At 38.7% G+C, this 18,171-nt stretch carries 14 protein-coding genes; 7 read left to right on the top strand and 7 right to left on the bottom strand.

The features are described 5' to 3' along the window. Nucleotides 1-46: 46 nt before the first annotated feature. The 3 genes from fni to ACMX3D_RS08235 all read left to right on the top strand — a co-directional run bounded on the left by fni (nucleotide 47) and on the right by ACMX3D_RS08235 (nucleotide 3,376). Nucleotides 47-1,096, top strand: coding sequence for a type 2 isopentenyl-diphosphate Delta-isomerase (fni, locus tag ACMX3D_RS08245; protein WP_482750939.1), 1,050 nt, complete (start codon nucleotides 47-49; stop codon nucleotides 1,094-1,096). A gap of 70 nt (nucleotides 1,097-1,166) precedes the next feature. Then, a complete protein-coding gene (sppA, locus tag ACMX3D_RS08240) occupies nucleotides 1,167-3,002 on the top strand; it encodes a signal peptide peptidase SppA (protein WP_482750938.1) in 1,836 nt (611 codons plus the stop codon). 104 nt (nucleotides 3,003-3,106) lie between these two features. Further along, nucleotides 3,107-3,376 carry a hypothetical protein gene (locus tag ACMX3D_RS08235; RefSeq protein WP_482750937.1) on the top strand — a complete coding sequence of 90 codons (270 nt, stop codon included), beginning with the start codon at nucleotides 3,107-3,109 and terminating at the stop codon, nucleotides 3,374-3,376. A 30-nt stretch (nucleotides 3,377-3,406) separates the two neighbouring features. Here ACMX3D_RS08235 and ligA read toward each other — a convergent pair whose 3' ends face one another. Next, on the bottom strand, nucleotides 3,407-5,443 hold the full coding sequence (gene ligA / locus ACMX3D_RS08230) for an NAD-dependent DNA ligase LigA (RefSeq protein ID WP_482750936.1): 2,037 nt from the start codon (nucleotides 5,441-5,443) through the stop codon (nucleotides 3,407-3,409). 138 nt (nucleotides 5,444-5,581) lie between these two features. Between ligA and ACMX3D_RS08225 the strand changes: the two genes are divergently transcribed. Next, complete coding sequence (locus ACMX3D_RS08225) at nucleotides 5,582-6,559, top strand: glycerophosphodiester phosphodiesterase (RefSeq protein WP_482750935.1); 978 nt, start codon at nucleotides 5,582-5,584, stop codon at nucleotides 6,557-6,559. Between the two features lie 273 nt (nucleotides 6,560-6,832). On the opposite strand, the gene ACMX3D_RS08220 is transcribed toward ACMX3D_RS08225, so the two are convergent. Continuing rightward, nucleotides 6,833-7,480 (bottom strand): hypothetical protein, encoded by a 648-nt coding sequence (locus ACMX3D_RS08220; protein ID WP_482750934.1) that lies wholly within the window; start codon nucleotides 7,478-7,480, stop codon nucleotides 6,833-6,835. A gap of 207 nt (nucleotides 7,481-7,687) precedes the next feature. Beyond that, a complete protein-coding gene (locus tag ACMX3D_RS08215) occupies nucleotides 7,688-8,335 on the bottom strand; it encodes a sigma-70 family RNA polymerase sigma factor (RefSeq protein ID WP_482750933.1) in 648 nt (215 codons plus the stop codon). Nucleotides 8,336-9,291: 956 nt separating this feature from the next. Between ACMX3D_RS08215 and ACMX3D_RS08210 the strand changes: the two genes are divergently transcribed. Beyond that, nucleotides 9,292-9,558, top strand: coding sequence for a hypothetical protein (locus ACMX3D_RS08210; RefSeq protein ID WP_482750932.1), 267 nt, complete (start codon nucleotides 9,292-9,294; stop codon nucleotides 9,556-9,558). Between the two features lie 456 nt (nucleotides 9,559-10,014). Here the strand turns inward: ACMX3D_RS08210 and ACMX3D_RS08205 are convergent, their stop codons facing one another. Continuing rightward, on the bottom strand, nucleotides 10,015-10,236 hold the full coding sequence (locus ACMX3D_RS08205) for a hypothetical protein (protein ID WP_482750931.1): 222 nt from the start codon (nucleotides 10,234-10,236) through the stop codon (nucleotides 10,015-10,017). Between the two features lie 60 nt (nucleotides 10,237-10,296). Further along, on the bottom strand, nucleotides 10,297-10,509 hold the full coding sequence (locus tag ACMX3D_RS08200; RefSeq protein WP_482750930.1) for a bromodomain-containing protein: 213 nt from the start codon (nucleotides 10,507-10,509) through the stop codon (nucleotides 10,297-10,299). Between the two features lie 407 nt (nucleotides 10,510-10,916). Between ACMX3D_RS08200 and ACMX3D_RS08195 the strand changes: the two genes are divergently transcribed. Further along, a complete protein-coding gene (locus ACMX3D_RS08195) occupies nucleotides 10,917-11,189 on the top strand; it encodes a GlsB/YeaQ/YmgE family stress response membrane protein (RefSeq protein WP_190981550.1) in 273 nt (90 codons plus the stop codon). A gap of 396 nt (nucleotides 11,190-11,585) precedes the next feature. On the opposite strand, the gene ACMX3D_RS08190 is transcribed toward ACMX3D_RS08195, so the two are convergent. Both ACMX3D_RS08190 and ACMX3D_RS08185 read right to left on the bottom strand, forming a co-directional pair. Then, nucleotides 11,586-13,025 carry a deoxyribodipyrimidine photo-lyase, 8-HDF type gene (locus ACMX3D_RS08190; protein WP_482750929.1) on the bottom strand — a complete coding sequence of 480 codons (1,440 nt, stop codon included), beginning with the start codon at nucleotides 13,023-13,025 and terminating at the stop codon, nucleotides 11,586-11,588. A 301-nt stretch (nucleotides 13,026-13,326) separates the two neighbouring features. Further along, a complete protein-coding gene (locus ACMX3D_RS08185; RefSeq protein WP_482750928.1) occupies nucleotides 13,327-13,659 on the bottom strand; it encodes an antibiotic biosynthesis monooxygenase in 333 nt (110 codons plus the stop codon). Nucleotides 13,660-14,589: 930 nt separating this feature from the next. Here ACMX3D_RS08185 and ACMX3D_RS08180 point away from each other — a divergent pair. Continuing rightward, nucleotides 14,590-18,078 (top strand): PAS domain S-box protein, encoded by a 3,489-nt coding sequence (locus ACMX3D_RS08180; protein WP_482750927.1) that lies wholly within the window; start codon nucleotides 14,590-14,592, stop codon nucleotides 18,076-18,078. Nucleotides 18,079-18,171: the final 93 nt, after the last annotated feature.

The following is an 18,171-nucleotide window of genomic DNA, read 5'->3' as shown; positions in this document are numbered from 1 at the left end:
GGAATGTCAAAATAGTGATCGCAACTGCTTTGAGTCATACCTACCAGTGAAAGCCCCTACTAGCAATTCCGCACAAACTCAGTCACGTAAAGCGGATCACATCCGTATCTGCTTGGAAGAAGATGTCCAGTTCCGTGAAACAACCAATGGATTAGAAGCTTATCGTTTTATTCATTGTTGTTTACCAGAAATAGACCGCAACGATATTGATATCAGTACAAGTTTTTTAGGTAAGTACTTAGCAGCACCATTGCTAATTTCTTCGATGACTGGAGGAACCGAAGAAGCAGGAATGATTAATCGCCGTTTAGCAGAAGTTGCTCAACACTACAAACTGGCGATGGGTGTCGGTTCCCAACGCGTGGCGGTGGAAAAACCCCAGGTGGTGGATACTTTTGCGATCCGCAAGTATGCACCGGATGTATTGTTGTTTGCCAATGTGGGTGCGGTGCAACTGAACTATAAGTATGGTTTAGATGAATGTCTGCGAATCATAGATATGTTAGAAGCAGATGCTTTGATTCTGCACATCAACCCTTTGCAAGAGTGCATTCAACCTAGAGGCGATGTGAATTTTCGAGGATTAATTGATAAAATTTCTCAATTATGTAGTAAGTTATCTGTGCCGGTGATTGCCAAGGAAGTCGGTAATGGGATTTCCGGTGCAATGGCAGAAAAACTAATTGCGGCTGGGGTGAGTGCCATTGATGTGGCTGGTGCTGGAGGGACTTCTTGGGCTAAGGTTGAGGGTGAACGGGCAGAAAATGCTTTGCAACGACGGTTAGGTAGAACATTTGCAGATTGGGGTATACCAACAGCAGAGTGTATTACTAGTGTGCGGGCGATCGCTCCTTCTATTCCCTTAATTGCCTCTGGTGGATTGCGTCATGGTTTGGATGTAGCCAAAGCGATCGCATTAGGTGCAGATATAGCTGGTTTAGCCATACCTTTTTTACAAGCAGCAGTAGTGTCAGAAGCTGCCATCTCTGAGTTAGTAGAGGTGTTGATAGCAGAAATTGTCACAGTGTTATTTTGTACTGGTAACGTTAACTTACAGCAGTTAAAACATTCTGGAAGTTTACAACGCCTACAATAAAACAGTAGTAATTTGTCTTTTACCGCAAATCACTCATCACCATTCATTATTGACTAATAAATATTGGCTAATGACTAATTTTTTTAAACAAACTGTTGCCAGTTTAATCGGTAGCTTACTAGGATTATTTATTTTCTGCGGGATTAGTACTACAGGACTATTATTACTGCTGTTTGCGATCGCTGCTTCTCAAGATGTTAGCCCCGTAGTCAAAGATAAGTCTGTGGTAGTTTTTGACTTGTCAATGAAGATTACCGATAGAGAACCTAGCGCTGGTGAAGCATTACAAAAAGCACTATCAGGTAGTGAAGAAGAACGCATCACACTCCGCAAAGTTCTAGATGCTATAGACAAAGCACGACGCGATCCAAAAATTGTCGGTATTTACTTAGATGCCACACATACAGGTGCAGGTAGTAACATTGGTTTCGCTTCCCTGAAAGAAATCCGCAAAGCCCTAGAAGAATTTCGGGCGGCTGGGAAAAAGGTAGTCGCTTATGGTCAAGACTGGGGCAAGAAAGAATATTATCTTGGTTCGGTAGCAGATACCATTGTGCTGAATCCCTTGGGTGCAATGGAAGTTAATGGTTTGAGTAGTCAACCAATGTTCTTAGCAGGTGCATTGCAGAAGTTTGGTATTGGTGTGCAGGTTGTCAGAGTCGGTAAATTTAAAGGCGCTGTTGAACCATTAATTCTGAATAAACTAAGTCCAGAAAACCGAGAACAAACACAGAAATTACTAGATGATGTGTGGAGTGAGTGGCGGACTACAGTAGGCGCAAGCCGGAAAATCGACCCGCAAAAATTGCAGGCGATCGCAGATAATCAAGCAATACTAGAAGCACCCGCAGCCAAAACTAATGGTTTGGTCGATCAAGTCGCATACCATGATCAAGTAGTTGCAGACTTGAAAAAACTCACAGCCAGCGGTAAAGACGATAAAACCTTCCGACAAATTGACCTGACAGAATACGCCCAATTTACCAACAAATCCCTCAATGCCGAACGGCAATCAAACAATAAAATTGCCGTAGTGTATGCCGAAGGTGAAATTGTCGATGGCAACGGTGATAATGAACAAGTAGGAGGCGATCGCTTTGCCAAAATCTTTAACAAAATCCGGCAAGATAAAAATGTCAAAGCTGTTGTCTTACGGATTAATAGTCCTGGTGGGAGTGCAACAGCCGCTGAGGTGATGCAGCGGGAAGTACGGTTAACTCGTGAGGTCAAACCTGTAGTCGTATCTATGGGTGATGTGGCTGCTTCTGGTGGTTACTGGATTGCTAGTGATTCTAACCGCATTTTTGCGGAACCGAATACAATTACTGGTTCGATAGGTGTATTTGGAGTTTTGTTTAACGGGCAAAAACTAGCGAATGATAACGGTATCACCTGGGATGTAGTCAAAACAGCGCGTTATGCTGATACTCAAACTGCAGCGCGTCCGAAATCACCCCAAGAACTTGCAATTTATCAGCGCAGTGTGAACCGTGTTTACAATCTATTTCTCAATAAAGTTTCCCAAGGTCGCAAATTACCAGAACAAAAAGTTGCAGAAATTGCCCAAGGAAGAGTTTGGTCTGGGGTAGCGGCTCAACAAATTGGTTTAGTAGACGAAATCGGTGGACTCAATGCTGCTGTACAATACGCTGCCAAGCAAGCAAAATTAGGTAACGATTGGCAGTTAAAAGAATATCCCAGAGAAAGCAGTTTAGGCGAAAGCTTATTTGGAGGAGCCGTTGAAGATGTTAGTACTGTTTTAGGAATTAAGGGACAACAAATCAAAACAACTGATCCATTGACGGCGGAATTCGGCAAACTGCAACAAGAATTAGAGGCATTTCAAAGCATGAATGATCCGCAAGGCATTTATGCTCGTTTACCTTTTAATTTAAAAATTGAGTAAGAAGTATAAATGTAGGTTGGGTGGAGCGATAGCGAAACCCAACCATTATGTTGGTATGTTGGGTTCCACTTCGTTACTAGTACCTTATTTACGGTATTTGAGATATGCAACAGGAAGAAGATAGTTCGTCCTTCTTTTATGTGCGTGTCCCAGCACGAGTGTTAGGATGCCTGCGTGGTGGTGAAATTACTATTATCCTCTTTCCTGGGCATGGATTAGTGCTAATAAAACAAATCCAGACCTATCTCGTTCCTGAAAACTTGAGAATGCCCAACAGTGAGTTTGATGTGTTGTTCAAACATCCTGGGGCAGAGATGATCCGAATCTTGCGTCACGACGAATTGTGTCCAGAAATCGATGCAAGCAATGAGTAAACAAAAGTATTTTTTTGATAAAAATTATGCTTATTCATCCTGTAACAACTGTAATAATTGTTCCTCAGTTAACTGAGAAATTCCTAAAGCCTGGGCTTTTTCTAATTTAGAACCAGCATCTTCTCCGATTACCAAATAATCTGTTTTTTTACTGACAGAATCAGTTACTTTACCGCCAGCTTTTTGAATTAATGCTTTAACTTCATCTCGTTTTAAAGTTGGCAATGTACCTGTAATTACAAAAGTTTTCCTGGCAAACTTTTGATTACCATTACTAACATTTGTGGTTTCTTCAGCAACTAATTGTAAGCCTGCGGTTTTTAACCTTTCAATTAAAGCCTGATTAGCATCAATATGAAACCATTGATAAACAGACTGGGCAATTTCTGCACCAATACCATAAATACCTGCAATGTCTGATTGCTTGGCGGCTTCTAGTTTTTCGACTGTGGGATACTTTTCTGTGATCAGTTGGGCATTCACACTGCCAACGTGACGGATGCCTAAACCATATAATACTCTATGCCAAGGTTGATTTTTTGATTGAGCGATCGCTTCTACTAATTTTTGGGCTGACTTCTGTCCCATTCTTTCTAGACTCAGCAATTGGGCTTCTGTTAAGTCATACAAATCAGCAACGGAATGCACCAAACCTTTATCTACCAGTTGATGCACTAATTTCTCGCCCACACCTTTAATATCTAAAGCATCACGACTTACCCAATGTTCAATCGAACCTTTGAGAATAGCAGCACAAGAAGCATTAACGCAGCGAGTCACGGCTTCACCTGATTCTCGCACTACTGGTTGACCACAAACTGGGCAATGGGAAGGCATAATAAAAGGTTCGGTGTTATCGGGGCGCAGTTCTTTTATGACGCGCACCACTTCCGGAATAATTTCCCCAGCTTTGCGAACAATTACTGTATCACCGATGCGGATATCTAGTTGGGCGATGCGATCGCTATTATGTAAGGTAGCGCGAGAAACTGTTGTGCCTGCCAATTGTACCGGACGCATCTCTGCTAACGGTGTTAAAGCGCCTGTCCTACCAACATTCACCGCAATATTTTCTACACGAGTGGGTGCTTCTTCGGCTGGATACTTCAACGCCACCGCCCAGCGCGGGAATTTTTGGGTGAACCCTAACTGTTCTTGCAGTTTAAAAGAATTCAGCTTTACTACTACCCCATCAGTCATGTAGGGTAAATTCAGCCGTTCTGTATCCCAGTATTCATAGTATTCTGCCACTTCTGTTAGAGACAGACACAGCTTGTGATTCGGATTTACTCGAAAACCCATCTTTTGCAACAATTCCAAGGCTTCCCATTGGGTATTGGCAATACTCGCATCATCCATTCCGGGAATATGCAGCGTGTAGGCAAAGAAATCTAACCGCCGCCGCGCCACAATGCGTGAGTCTAACTGTCTAAGTGTACCAGCTGCGGCATTCCGAGGATTAGCAAATAACTGTTCACCTGCTTTTTGACGTTCTTCGTTGATTTGCTTAAATACTTCCAACGGTAAAAATGCTTCTCCCCGCACTTCTACCCTTTCTATTGGTTCTATACCATCAAAATTTAAGCGTAAGGGAATTGAGCGAATTGTCCGCACATTTTGAGTGATTTCTTCACCTGTGACTCCATCACCTCTGGTTGCACCTCTAACCAGCAAACCATCTTGGTAAGTTAGCGCCAAAGCCGAACCATCAATTTTCAGTTCCGAGACATATTCTACCGAGTCGGTTGTGGGTAATTGTCGCCGCCAACGTTGATCCCAAGTTTGTAACTCATCAATATTAAAAGCATTTTCTAGACTATACAGCGGGATATTGTGCCGCACTGAGGTAAAGTGTGTTGCAGGCCTTTCACCCACGCGCTGAGTCGGACTATCGGGTGTTACCAATTCGGGATACTGCGTTTCCAATTGTTGCAATTCACGGTACAGCTGGTCATAGACAGCATCCTCCATGATGGGTGTGTCCAGGACGTAATAGGCGTAACTAGCTTGTTGCAACAGTTGGCGTAGTTCTTCTGTGCGCTTGGCTTGGGACTGAAGTTGTGTCATTAGACTTAAGGCAAGATACTGAGTAAATATAATTTTGTTGGGATAGTTCTAGGTTAATCGTCTTTGGTGTTTTCACACATATATAAGAGGGAATAGGCGATCGCATCCCAGCAATCAAATATTAACATTTGTAATAAGATGTATAAAAATCCTATTATTATCGCTCACCGAGGCGCTAGTGGCTATCGTCCAGAACACACGTTAGCCGCTTACGAATTAGCAATTAATTTCGGTGCTGACTATATTGAACCAGATTTAGTTTCGACTAAAGATAGTGTTTTAATTGCCCGTCACGAAAACGAAATTTCTGCAACTACAGATGTTGCTAATCATCCAGAATTTGCTCAACGTCAAACCACTAAAATTATTGATGGCGAAGCGAAAACTGGTTGGTTTACAGAAGACTTTACCCTGGCAGAAATCAAAACATTACGAGCAAAAGAAAGAATTCCGCAATTACGTCCGCAAAATACTATTTATGATGGATTGTACGAAATTCCAACATTACAAGAAATTATTGATTTAGCAAAAAATTACAGTGCTAAACTGGGGCGTACTATTGGGCTTTATCCTGAAACAAAGCATCCCAGCTATTTTAGATCGATAGATTTAGCTTTAGAAGAAACTCTCCTCGCTACTTTACAAGCAAATGGTTATCACGGAGAAAATGCACCTGTTTTTCTTCAGTCTTTTGAAGTAAGAAATTTACAATATTTAGCTCAAAAAACTAATCTACCTTTGGTGCAATTAATTAACCTTACTGGTAAACCTTTTGATTTTGTAGTTAGTGGTGATGTTCGCACTTATGCAGATTTAGTAACAATATCAGAGTTAGAGGAAATTGCCAAATATGCCCAAGCAATTGGGATTCATAAAGATATTTTAGTTCCAAGAGATAATACAAATAAATTATTATCACCAACATCTTTAGTACATAATGCTCATAAAGTTGGTTTGCAGGTACATGTCTGGACTTTTCGCAATGAAAACTACTTTTTACCTTTGGACTTCCAAAGTAATCCTCAAGCAGAATATGAACTATTCTTTAGTTTAGGTATTGATGGCGTATTTAGTGACTTTTCTGATACTGCTTTGAAAGTGCGCGATCGCTTCTAATTAGGTTATATATTCTTAATATGCCACTCTTCAAATTAAAAGTACTTAGTGATTCCCCTAGCCCCTTGAAAAGGATATTTAGGAACATCTACAAGTCTTAAATACAACAACAAAAAGTTTTCAGATATCCTCTTACTTGATAGATAAAAAATCTAATACTTACGCTACCTAATTCACGTAAAATAAAATCTGAGTAGCCATGATTTTTATTGAATTTGGATTTGATATGATAGCGATCGCTATCAATACCAATATCCCAGTAGAGTTGAATTTTTAATCACCAATATCATGTTGTAAGTCTTGCTCTAATTGCAATGCTTCATTTAATATTGCATTTGTAAATTCTATACTTTTCAAGTAAGTATAGTAAGCTGCCACTGGCACTGTTAATACATCGCTCCAAGCTTGTTCTGCTTGATGAAAATCTTGAATTTTTGAGGTACTTGTAGAACATAAGTTATCATGTGATAACCCTAAGTTTTGGATTTCTGTTATTGTTGGCAATTGAGGAATCAAACCATGATGATAATTTCTAACTGTTAGCAAATAATCATAAATCTGGCGAGAGAGCCGTTGGCCAACTGGCTGTAGTAAATTACAAGCTAGAGCAGGAAGAATATGCCAAGTCTCTGCCAATAAATCTCGCTCTAACCCTGATATGTTGGCGGGAATCACCAAATCTACATTACTCACAAACTCTGTTTCTACTGATAGCAACATCACATAAACAATCAACCACTCCTCTTCTATCTCTTCAGATAGTTCAGGTTCTTTGACAATCATTACATAGCGCGGCGATGAGTTGCCTGCTAAAAAACTTCGTGCTACAGGAGAGTATAAAGTCTGTTGTTCTTGGCTTGTGAAATTTAAAGGGCTTCTTATTAAGTAATTAACTTGCCAAATTTCTCCAGGTTGTGGCAATATTATATTATACCTCTGCTTATTCAAAAAAATAAATTTATCCAAATTTACACGCATATATTTTTACCTGAAAACAACAATGCTTGATGAGCAAAGATTTAAGATGGTGTGGTATTCAATCTATGTATTGATTAACGATTGAAATCTTTCCAGAATGATGATTTGCTCTAATTTTGATAATCAGGCTGTAAAACTTATTCTCTTAGCTTACCACTGCTTTGTTGTACGATTATCTGCTGTATTTAGCTGGCGATTTTTTTGTAGTTTATCCTTCATATCTTTAATTTTTAATAGACCTAATATCTCAGCAATACGCCCTGATAGTTCTTGCCATCGCTTAGAGACTTCACCCTGGCTAATTCTTAATTCAACTGCAATTTGAGCTTGTGTTTTACCATCTACTTTTCCTTGCCATAATTTAAGATAATTTCGGTGTGGATAAGATTTATCTAGTTCGTAAATAGACTCTAGTGCTTTCACAATTAAATCTGCCCGCTCTATTGCATCTAATGAGCTAAATTCATCAGGAATTGTGTCTAATAAACACATGTCTGTTCCTGGAAGATTATCATCTAAACTCTGATACTGCCGCAGATTTTCTTTACGAACAGAATCAATAATTGCACATCTAGCGACAGCAACAGCCCAGTAATAAAACTCTTCTACACTTCCTTCTCTAAACTTACCCGCTTGAAAAGCCAGCAATACTTTTAAATTTGCAATTTGAACAGCATCTTCCCAAGACAAACCTGTTCCTCTAGTGTATTTACGGGCAATTTTTTCTAATCTGCGGCGATAGTTTAATCCAATCAGAATTTCTTGGTAATAAGATAATGATCGCTGTTCTAATAGCATAAGTTATTAAGTAAGCAAATTTAATTTTCTAGTTCAAATACGGTTACACCCTCAAAGCACACTAACCATATAGTAGGAAATTGTTTTGCTCTGTGTTATCTACTATATTTTTAATCTTGATTAGTTGTGTTTAATGGCAAAACTTTGGTAAATTTCAACTGAAATGACTTACCTTTGTAAAATCAATCTTATGCAAAATTGTCAGCTTTTAAAATAAGCAAAACAGACAATAATACATGTATTATTTGTTTTTTATTTTTAATAAAGACAGAAAAAAATGATAAAAAATGCACTTAATTAGAATATCTATTGAAAATGAGTTGGTTACAGCTAACTTATTAGCTTCTTAACAAAAAATCATTCGGGCTTTAAAAGATATTTATAAGACAATATTTCAGGAATTTAGTCGAGGATTTTTAAATAAATATATTTTGATAAGTTTTTTAAGCAAAGCTCGTAAACAACTGCTGCTATTAATGTCTATTTCTGAGACTAAAATAAGGAATTTATGTCCTATAAATATTGTAAAATATCTATCATAACTTGGGATTTTACATATAATAGTCAGTGACAAAGTTCAGGAAAGCAACACATTAAAAGAAAAGTTAAGTATACTAACTTTTGAGGAACTAAAATCATGACTAAAATTATAATTTCTGCCTTACATCATAATTCCATAGAAACATTTATCTATAATCTCACCACAGAGCAAGCAGAAACTATATTGGGCAGTGGTTATCCCTATGGGTTTGAGATAATGAACACTGCTGATAGGACGTATATCAATGCTACTGACAAGAGTACTAGATATGACGGTGGAGGTTTAGGTTCAATCAATTATCACGATAATAATATCTATACAAAAACCAGTTCAAGGTCAATATATATATACAGATGATTTGTGTATTAATTTCTGGCGTTTTAGTAGTAATCAATCTTACAGAGTAAATAAACTTATGAGAAATATTGTAGTTTCTGTATTAGATCATAATCCTATGAAGGGATTTATCCATGATCTAACTACAAAGCAAGCAGAAAATATATTAGGTGGTAGTTATCCCTATGTGTTTCGCATTATGAATACTACTGATAGAACTTATATCAACTCTGTTGATAGTAGTGTTAGATTTGATGGTGGAGGTGCAGGTTCAATTAATTATCATGATAATAATATCCATACAACAACCAGTTCAAGATCAATATACAATAGATTTGTTTATTAGTTATTGACTTTTCTCGTAGAATCGACTCCCCCTTCGGGTGAAGCTACTAATACCATTTCACGAAAATCCTGATACAAATTCATTGGTTGTTTACTCTTTCCCCCTGCTCCCCTGCGGTCTATTTGTATCAAACTTCAAGTGAAACGGTATAACGTCGCTAACGCAGTCGCCTGGGTTGTGAAACCCTACCAAGAGCGCTGTCTCACCACTCCCACCCCAATTTACTATCTTTGACTGCAACTTGGTATTATTGTCGCTTTTACTCTTAAGCAGTCATATCAAGGATAAATGTGTTTCAGCACTTCATGAAGCACTAAGTCTAGGATAAGAAAATACTGGACAATTACTTTGTCATTCTTGTTTTTCTGCGTCGCTTGACTTATCCCAAACTGCTTTTTACAGATAACGCTTGGTCACATTATCTTCATGGGCGCTGTCTTCACCGTCTTGAGTTTGCTAGTTTTGTTCAGACCATTTTTCTAATGATTGTGCGGCTTCGTCTTTATCTGCTTTTTTGTAGCCGCCGCCTTTTTTTTCATATTCCTTGACTAGCAGCTGACTTTTGCGTGCAGACCACTGACCAGGTTGACCACCTTTATCAGATTTGAGAATTTCTTCCTTGAGTTGGCGGCGTAACTCAGGGTCTGTGTACTTTTGGTCGTAGTTATCCTCAGCCATTTTATCTTTTTTGATTACTGTGTGATGAAGGCGATCGCTCAACAAGAGCAGATGGGTAATTTATACTTTTTTGTCTGGGTCTGCTTGGGGTAATACTGATTTATCTGCGTCTAAGGTTGGTACGGGTACACCTAAAAGCCGTCTTGCAGTTTCCTCTGCCAATTGTCGGTCTTGCTCGTTGTCAAACTGGCTTTCATCTAACAAATACTTGTGTCTAATGGCTTCATCTCGATTTGGTCGAGTGCCATTTTTCCATCTGTAATTAAATGTCATAAGAGAAAATCAAAATAAATTGTGCTTGGTTTTTACTGTATTAATCCTAAGTGTGTAATAGATGCTTGCACTCTACCAGAGGTTGAAAGAAATTCCCATTTTTATTGTTAAGAATGTTCATAATTGTCATTTAAGCTTAATTCTTCTAGTAGAGGATAGAGGGAATTAGAAATGAATATACTGCAATTACCAAGCAATGAATTAATCAGCCCATAGTTTCACAGCAACTATGGGCTTTTTCTTGAGTTTTTGCCTATCTTGATTTCGGTATATGCCAAAAGAAATGACAGCAATTCAACTACCCCTTCAGGCTAGGCATAATTAATGCTGATGATAGATTGGCTACACATCTTGAACTTGTTAATCTGTAATTGTCAGAAAAAACATTAACTACAAACAACAAACAAATGAACATTCTTGCTTGGATTATCTTAGGTCTAATCGCTGGTGCTATTGCTAAAGCTATCTATCCTGGCCATCAAGGCGGCGGTATTTTGGGAACAATTTTGTTAGGAATCATAGGTGCATTTATTGGTGGTAGTTTAGGCGTATTCTTCAGTACGGGAAACTTTGCCCTTGCGGCTCCTACTCTTAGCATCCCTGGTATTTTAGTAGCAGTTCTTGGTGCAATCATCGCCGTTTTCTTGTGGAACTTGCTAACTCGTCGTAGTACTGTTTAATTGATGTAATTGTGTCTAATTTATAGTAAGCATCAGGGAACATTGGTTAATATTTTATCCCTGAATTTATTTAAAAAAATAGCGTTAGTTCAATTTGAAACTAACGCTATTATTATAGTTTTTATTGACTAGTAAACCGAGCGCATTTCTATAGCAGTCGAATTATGGATGAGGATATTTTGGCAGCATAAATGTGAGCAACATTAATGTTTTATACCATTTCACGAAAATCCTGATACAAATTCATTGGTTGTTTACTCTTTCCCCCTGCGGCCTATTTGTATCAAACTTAAAGTAAAACGGTATTACCTCCTGCCTTCTGCTATAAGTTACAGGATATTCCAAGTAAGTACCGCACTGCCTCCTCCTAATTCCTGACTTCTGAATTCTGCTGTATCACCTAATTAGTTCTTTTTGCTGTTGATAACGCTGTTTAAATTGCTGTTGCTGTTGTTTATGATCCACGATAGGTTCTGGGTAGCCAACAGCACGACGTTCTAGAGGTGTAATTTTACCAGTTACTAAATATTCAGTATCGATAGACCGCAATTCTGGCAGCCATCGGCGGATGTATTCACCATCTGGATCAAATTTTTGTGCTTGACTGGCTGGGTTAAAAATCCGCACAGGTTTGGGATCCATACCGCTGGAAGCACTCCATTGCCAACCGCCATTATTCGCAGATAAATCGCCGTCAATTAGCTTTTGCATAAAGTATTTTTCGCCTAATTGCGGACTAATTAACAAGTCTTTGGTAAGGAAACTAGCAACAATCATCCGACAGCGGTTGTGCATCCAGCCGCTTTCATTTAATTGGCGCATGGCTGCATCTACGATAGGGTAGCCTGTTCTGCCTTCGCACCAAGCTTGGAAATGTGTTTCGTTGGTTTCCCACGGAAAGTTTTTAAAGGCATCACGGTAAGCACCATCTGCTAATTCAGGGAAATGATACATAGCGTGTTGATAAAATTCGCGCCACGCCAGTTCTTGTTGCCAAGTGCGAATACTAGTTGTTGCTTCTTCACTGCGACTATTTTCTTGTGCTTCGGTTGTGGCTTGCCAAACAGTGCGTATACCAATTGCACCAAATTTCAATGCAGCACTGAGTTGCGATGTACCGTCTGTTGCGGGGAAGTTGCGCTGTTCTTGGTATTCGGTAATGGCTTTATCAGTAAATTCTGCTAATCTGGCTTGGGCGGCGGCTTCGCCTGGTGGGAGAATTAAACCACCATCCCAGATAAATCCTAAATCTTTGGCGGTGGGTAAGGAAATTGCGCCTGCGTTTTTGGCAATTTCTTGTTCGTCGGGTGTTAATCCTTCCGCAGTTTGTAAGGTTTCTACTGGTTGTGCTTTTGGTTTGCTACTCCAATTTTTCCAAAAAGGGGTATAAACCGTGTATGGCGAATTGCTACCTGTGCGAATTTCTGCTGGAGAGTGGAGGATTTGATCCCAATTTTCGTTGAGGAATTCAATACCTTTTTCTTTGAGCGCATCAATTATATTGCGATCGCGTACTTGGGAGTAAGGTTCGACATCCCAATTCCAAAAAACGGCTTTGGCATTTAATGCTTCCGCCACAGCGGGAATTGCTTGGATAGGATCGGCATGGAGAATCAGGAGTTGGCTACCAATTTGTGCATATCGCTCCTGTAATGCCTGTAAGCAGCCAATCATATATTCTACTCTTACAGGAGCAACATCATCCCGTTCGAGAATATTGCGATCAAGGCAAAATACACCCACCACTTTAGAACTTTGCCTTCTCGCCGCAGCTAGTCCAGTATTATCAGATATGCGTAAGTCACGGCGATGCCAAAACAAAATTAACTCAGACATTCCATACCTATTACAGTTCACTTGTACTATGCTAAATCCTAGCAGTAATACCGTTTCACTTTAAGTTTGATATAAATAGACCGCAGGGGAGCAGGGCGCAGGGGGCAGGGGGAAAGAGTAAACAACTAATGAATTTGTATCAGGATTTTCGTGAAATGGTATAAGTAGCCGTCATGAACCGATTACACCAAAACCCATGAACAAGGGATTAGAGGCGCTGAGGCTAGGGAGTAGTATTATTACTCAGTACCTAGCACTTACAAGTCAGAAAGCTAAGAGAAAAAATTTCACACTTCATACTTCACACTTCTTCTTTGTCTTTGGCGTTAATTTCACACACTAGTTCATAGACTACTATCTTTGGTGGCTCGACGAATAAAGGCATCATCTTTTTCAAAATGTTTTGGTAAACTTCATTTTGATTGGCTTCCATATCTTCTACACTCTCCCAAAAAATTATGGATATGCCTTTGTCGGTTCCTGGTTCTTGTAATAGATAAGCGCCTTTAAAACCTGTTGTATAGGTTAATACAGCTTCTTCATAAAGTTTTTTGGCGGCTTCAAATTTACCTGGCTTGAATTCACCCATTGCAACATGGGTGAATTTATGTCTGAGAAAATCTTGAAAATCCATAAATTTTTTCCTCCGTATTTTAAGTGTTTTTTGTAAAAATGATTGTAATGTAGATTACGTTTTAGTTTTTATTTTGCGTCTTTATCCGAAACATTAAAATATCACCACATAGTGTAATAATGGCAAAAATAAGTAAAACTTAAACTTTACTTTATTTAACTTTAATTACTCAACTAAACACTTAAAATTTGTCATAGTTTAGCATTTAAACTTTAAATACCAGAATATTTCAGTTAATACATGGAAATATTAAATTTTTTAACCTCCAACGAAGAGACAATACCTCAATGAAAGAAGCGATCGCTGGAAAAATTATGACATTAATTTTTTAAATGTGGCTTTTTCTAGCCATTTTGGCAATAACTTTTATTTACATCTAACCAGATATACCATTTTGGATTGGAAATTGCTGTCTGCATATAAGTTATGTCTATCTATCTGTCGCTATCATTTTCTAAATTGGTGTCACAGACCAAATCAGCAGTAATTAGTTGATTACAGATTAGATTGTGTAGCTTTTGCAACTTAATTACCTATACTTTTAAAAAAAAGCTTTGAAATCTATATTTGTTGCTCAGGTTACTTATTTAAATCAAAGAATAAAAAATTACATTTGCTAATCACTAAAGTTATATTAAGCTCAAAATCAATAAAATTTATTTTTTGACTCAATAGATCATCTATTCAGCATTTGACAATAAAATGAGTTTGTCTACCCCCAATTTGAATAAATATCCTAGGAGTGCATCTCTATTTACTCTAGAAGCTATATATCCTTGATTTTTTAAAATAAAATTGTCATTTTGGCGATTAAATCTGCATAATAACCCATTCAATCTTAATACATGATATTTCTAGCCAATTTTCTATAGTTTACATCCTCTACCTTGTTTTATTGCTAAAAACATACATTGAATTGACAAATTAACTATGAAATTACAAGATCAGCTAATTAATTGGCCAACTTTATATAATCTGATTAATCGTGAGCCTTTAACGATTAGCCCTGATAGTTATATAATCGATGCTATTGTCTTGATGAGTCAGAAAAAAACTCAAAATTTATCTTTTTCTAGCTTAAATAGATATTTAAGGGCAAACATCTTTAATCAGCAAGAAACTAGCTGTATTTTGGTTGTAGAAGCAGGATATTTATTAGGGATAATCACGGCAAAAGATGTAGTAAATATCATTGCTGCTGGAGTAGATATCACCCAAACAAAAGTAGCTGAGGTGATGGTAACGTCATTAATTACTCTCAGCCAAAGTCATGCGACAGACGTATTCACAGCTTGGTCACTGTTGCGTCACTATCAAATTAGTTATTTGCCAATTGTAGACAACCAAGGGAAATTAAAAGGAATTATAACTGATAGTGTTTTATTGCAAGCTTTTAACCGCGACACAATAGTTGGTATTAAAACAGCCTTACAGCGACCACAAAGTAATTATCGTAAAATCAAGGGAATAAGTTGTCCCATTCACAATCATCTCCAGAAAGGAATGGAACAAAAATCAGCTACTTTTATGCCAACTCATCAAGAACTTCAACAAACACGTACAAAACTTCAGATGGTAGAAGAAAAACTACGCCAAACTCATGATGAGTTAGAAAAACTAGTTGCAGAAAACAAACGATTGCAGCAGAAAATCGTTGAGTACCAACAGGCTAAAGAGGCTTGGCACAATAGAGAGAAGCTTTATTGCGAACAAAAAGAAGCAGCAGTGCGAGAAAGCGAAGCAAAATTTCGCCATTTTGCCGAAAATATCCAATCTCTGATGTGGTGGAAAGAACCTGAAACAGGGCGATTTTTGTATGTGAATCCGGCTTATGAGAAAATCTGGGGTCGTTCTCGCCAAAGTTTGTATGAACAGCCACTATCGTGGATGGAAGCAGTATATCCAGCTGATCGCGATCGCGTCCATCAAATGCTGAGACAATCTCTGACTGGAGAGTCTACCGATATTGAATATCGCATCCTGCGGCCTGATGGCTTGATGCGTTGGGTCTGGGATCGCACCTTTGCAATGCGTGATGAACAGGGAAATATTTGCTACTACGCTGGTATTGTCGAAGATATTACGGAACGCAAGCACACAGAAGAGTCACTGCGCGAGAGTGAAACCAGACTAAGTTTAGCTTTAGAAGCTGCTCAGATGGGCATTTGGGACTGGAATATCCAAACTAATGAAACCCTTTGGTCTTTCAACATGGGGCCACTGTATGGCCTAGCGAACGGAACTTTGTGTCCTACCCCCCAAGACTTTTTAGAGTTAATCCATCCTGAAGACCGACAAGCTTTTACTCAGGCTGTGACTTACACTATTCAAAATGGCATAAAATTTATCTTTGAATATCGCACTGTTTGGCCAGATGGTAGCATTCACTGGCTGAATTCCACAGGTCAAATCTACTATGGCGAAAACGGCCAGCCGATGCGGTTAACTGGTACAACTAGAGATATTAGCGATCGCAAATATGCACAAGAAGCACTGCGAGAAAGTGAAGAACTTCATCGTTCAGTGGTGACGGTTATAGGTGAGGGAATTATACTACAGCAGGCTGATGGTCGAATTGTAGCTTGTAATCTCAGTGCTGAGAGGATTTTAGGGTTGACTAAAGCTGAAATCATCGGACGCACCTCCTATGACGAAATTTGGCAGACTATTCATGAAGATGGTTCATCTTTTCCAGGAGAAGAACATCCAGCAATAGTTACCTTACGTACAGGCCAACCATGCGCGAATGTACGTATGGGAATTCAAAAATTGAATGGGCAAGTTATCTGGATTTCGATTAATTCCCAACCTTTATTTCGTGGTAATGAACCTAGTCCTTATGCAGTTGTTACTTCATTTTCTGATATTAGCGATGTCTATCAGCAAGCTACGCAACGCAAACAAGCTGAACAGAAAATTCAAGAACAAGCAGCCTTACTTGATATTGCCACAGATGCAATTTTAGTGCGAAGTTTGCAAAACCAAATTCTCTTCTGGAATCAAGGTGCTGAACGTTTGTATGGTTGGCAAGCACAAGAAGCCGTAGGAAAGAACCTTGATGAACTTTTATTTAAACAACCTTCACCAAAAATCCCAGTGGCTATAGAAAAAGTAATTGAAACTGGTACTTGGCAAGGGGAATTACATAAAGTTACTAAATCTGGCAAAGAAATTATCGTCGAAAGTCGCTGGACACTCATGCAAGATCAGACAGGACAACCCAAATCCATCTTGATTGTTGACACTGATATTACCCACAAGAAACAACTCGAAGAACAGTTTTTCCGCACTCAAAGATTAGAAAGCCTCGGTACCCTTGCAGGTGGGATTGCCCATGATTTGAACAATATTTTGACACCGATTTTGGCAGCATCCCAACTATTACAACTAAGATTCCCGCAAGACCAAGATCGCTATCATCAGCTAATGGCGATTATCGAAAATAATGCCAAACGTGGTGCAGATTTAGTCAAACAAGTATTGTCCTTTGCGCGGGGATTTAAAGGAGATAATACAATTATTCTGATTAAGCACCTGATTTCGGAAGTGCTACTCATTGCCAAACAAACCTTTCCGAAATCAATCGAATTTGCCATCTCCATCCCCGATAATCTCTGGGCTGTTTCTGGAGATATTACCCAGCTGCATCAAGTGCTGATGAATTTGGTAGTTAATGCCCGTGATGCGATGCCAGACGGCGGTAAAATCGAAATCTCCGCAGAAAATAAATTTATTGATGAAGCCTACGCCAAAATGAATCTGGAGGCTAAAGCGGGAAATTATATTAAGCTAACTGTTGCAGATAATGGCACTGGGATGCCTCCAGAAGTATTAGACAGAATTTTCGAGCCATTTTTCACGACAAAAGAAATTGGCACAGGAACGGGATTAGGTCTTTCAACTGTGCTAGGCATTATTAAAAGTCATGGTGGTTTTATTAATGTATCTAGCAAAGTTGGCAAAGGCACTAAATTTAAACTGTACTTGCCAGCAGTAGAAAGCTGTCAAGGAATTCCAACCGACAACTTAACAGTACCTTTGGGAGAGGGAGAATTAATTTTAGTTGTCGATGATGAAGCAAAAATTCTAGAGATTGCTACCCTAGTGCTAGAAAACTACAATTACAAAGTTATGACTGCTAGTAATGGGATTGAAGCGATCGCACTTTATGCCCAACACAAACATCAAATCAAAGCTGTTTTGATGGATATGATTATGCCAGAAATGGATGGCATTACTGCCATTCGTACCCTGCAAAAAATGAATCCGCAAGTCCAAATAATCGCTTGCAGTGGGTTTAATCCCCATGAAGGTTTGAGCGATGTTGCCAATGCTAATGTGCAGCTAGTTTTGCCAAAACCTTTTACAGCCCAAGACTTATTGAACAGTTTACAACACGTCCTGAAAAACCCAAATTAGATTTTTGAGAATTTCTAATTACAAATTACTAAAAAGATAATTAGGACAATATACAAAAACATAAAATATATGGTGTGTTATGCCGCAGGCTAA

The organism is Anabaena sp. TISTR 8404, from assembly GCF_056847745.1.
This window is presented reverse-complemented; position numbering and strand designations above follow the sequence as displayed.

Bases quoted from the DNA above. Each gene is read 5' to 3' on its own strand.
- ACMX3D_RS08195 (WP_190981550.1), top strand. From the start codon at position 10,917: ATGAACATTCTTGCTTGGATTATCTTAGGTCTAATCGCTGGTGCTATT.
- ACMX3D_RS08190 (WP_482750929.1), bottom strand. From the start codon at position 13,025: ATGTCTGAGTTAATTTTGTTTTGGCATCGCCGTGACTTACGCATATCT.
- ACMX3D_RS08215 (WP_482750933.1), bottom strand. From the start codon at position 8,335: ATGCTATTAGAACAGCGATCATTATCTTATTACCAAGAAATTCTGATT.
- sppA (WP_482750938.1), top strand. From the start codon at position 1,167: ATGACTAATTTTTTTAAACAAACTGTTGCCAGTTTAATCGGTAGCTTA.
- ACMX3D_RS08185 (WP_482750928.1), bottom strand. From the start codon at position 13,659: ATGGATTTTCAAGATTTTCTCAGACATAAATTCACCCATGTTGCAATG.
- ACMX3D_RS08200 (WP_482750930.1), bottom strand. From the start codon at position 10,509: ATGACATTTAATTACAGATGGAAAAATGGCACTCGACCAAATCGAGAT.
- ACMX3D_RS08235 (WP_482750937.1), top strand. From the start codon at position 3,107: ATGCAACAGGAAGAAGATAGTTCGTCCTTCTTTTATGTGCGTGTCCCA.
- ACMX3D_RS08225 (WP_482750935.1), top strand. From the start codon at position 5,582: ATGTATAAAAATCCTATTATTATCGCTCACCGAGGCGCTAGTGGCTAT.
- ACMX3D_RS08210 (WP_482750932.1), top strand. From the start codon at position 9,292: ATGAGAAATATTGTAGTTTCTGTATTAGATCATAATCCTATGAAGGGA.
- ACMX3D_RS08205 (WP_482750931.1), bottom strand. From the start codon at position 10,236: ATGGCTGAGGATAACTACGACCAAAAGTACACAGACCCTGAGTTACGC.
- ACMX3D_RS08180 (WP_482750927.1), top strand. From the start codon at position 14,590: ATGAAATTACAAGATCAGCTAATTAATTGGCCAACTTTATATAATCTG.
- ligA (WP_482750936.1), bottom strand. From the start codon at position 5,443: ATGACACAACTTCAGTCCCAAGCCAAGCGCACAGAAGAACTACGCCAA.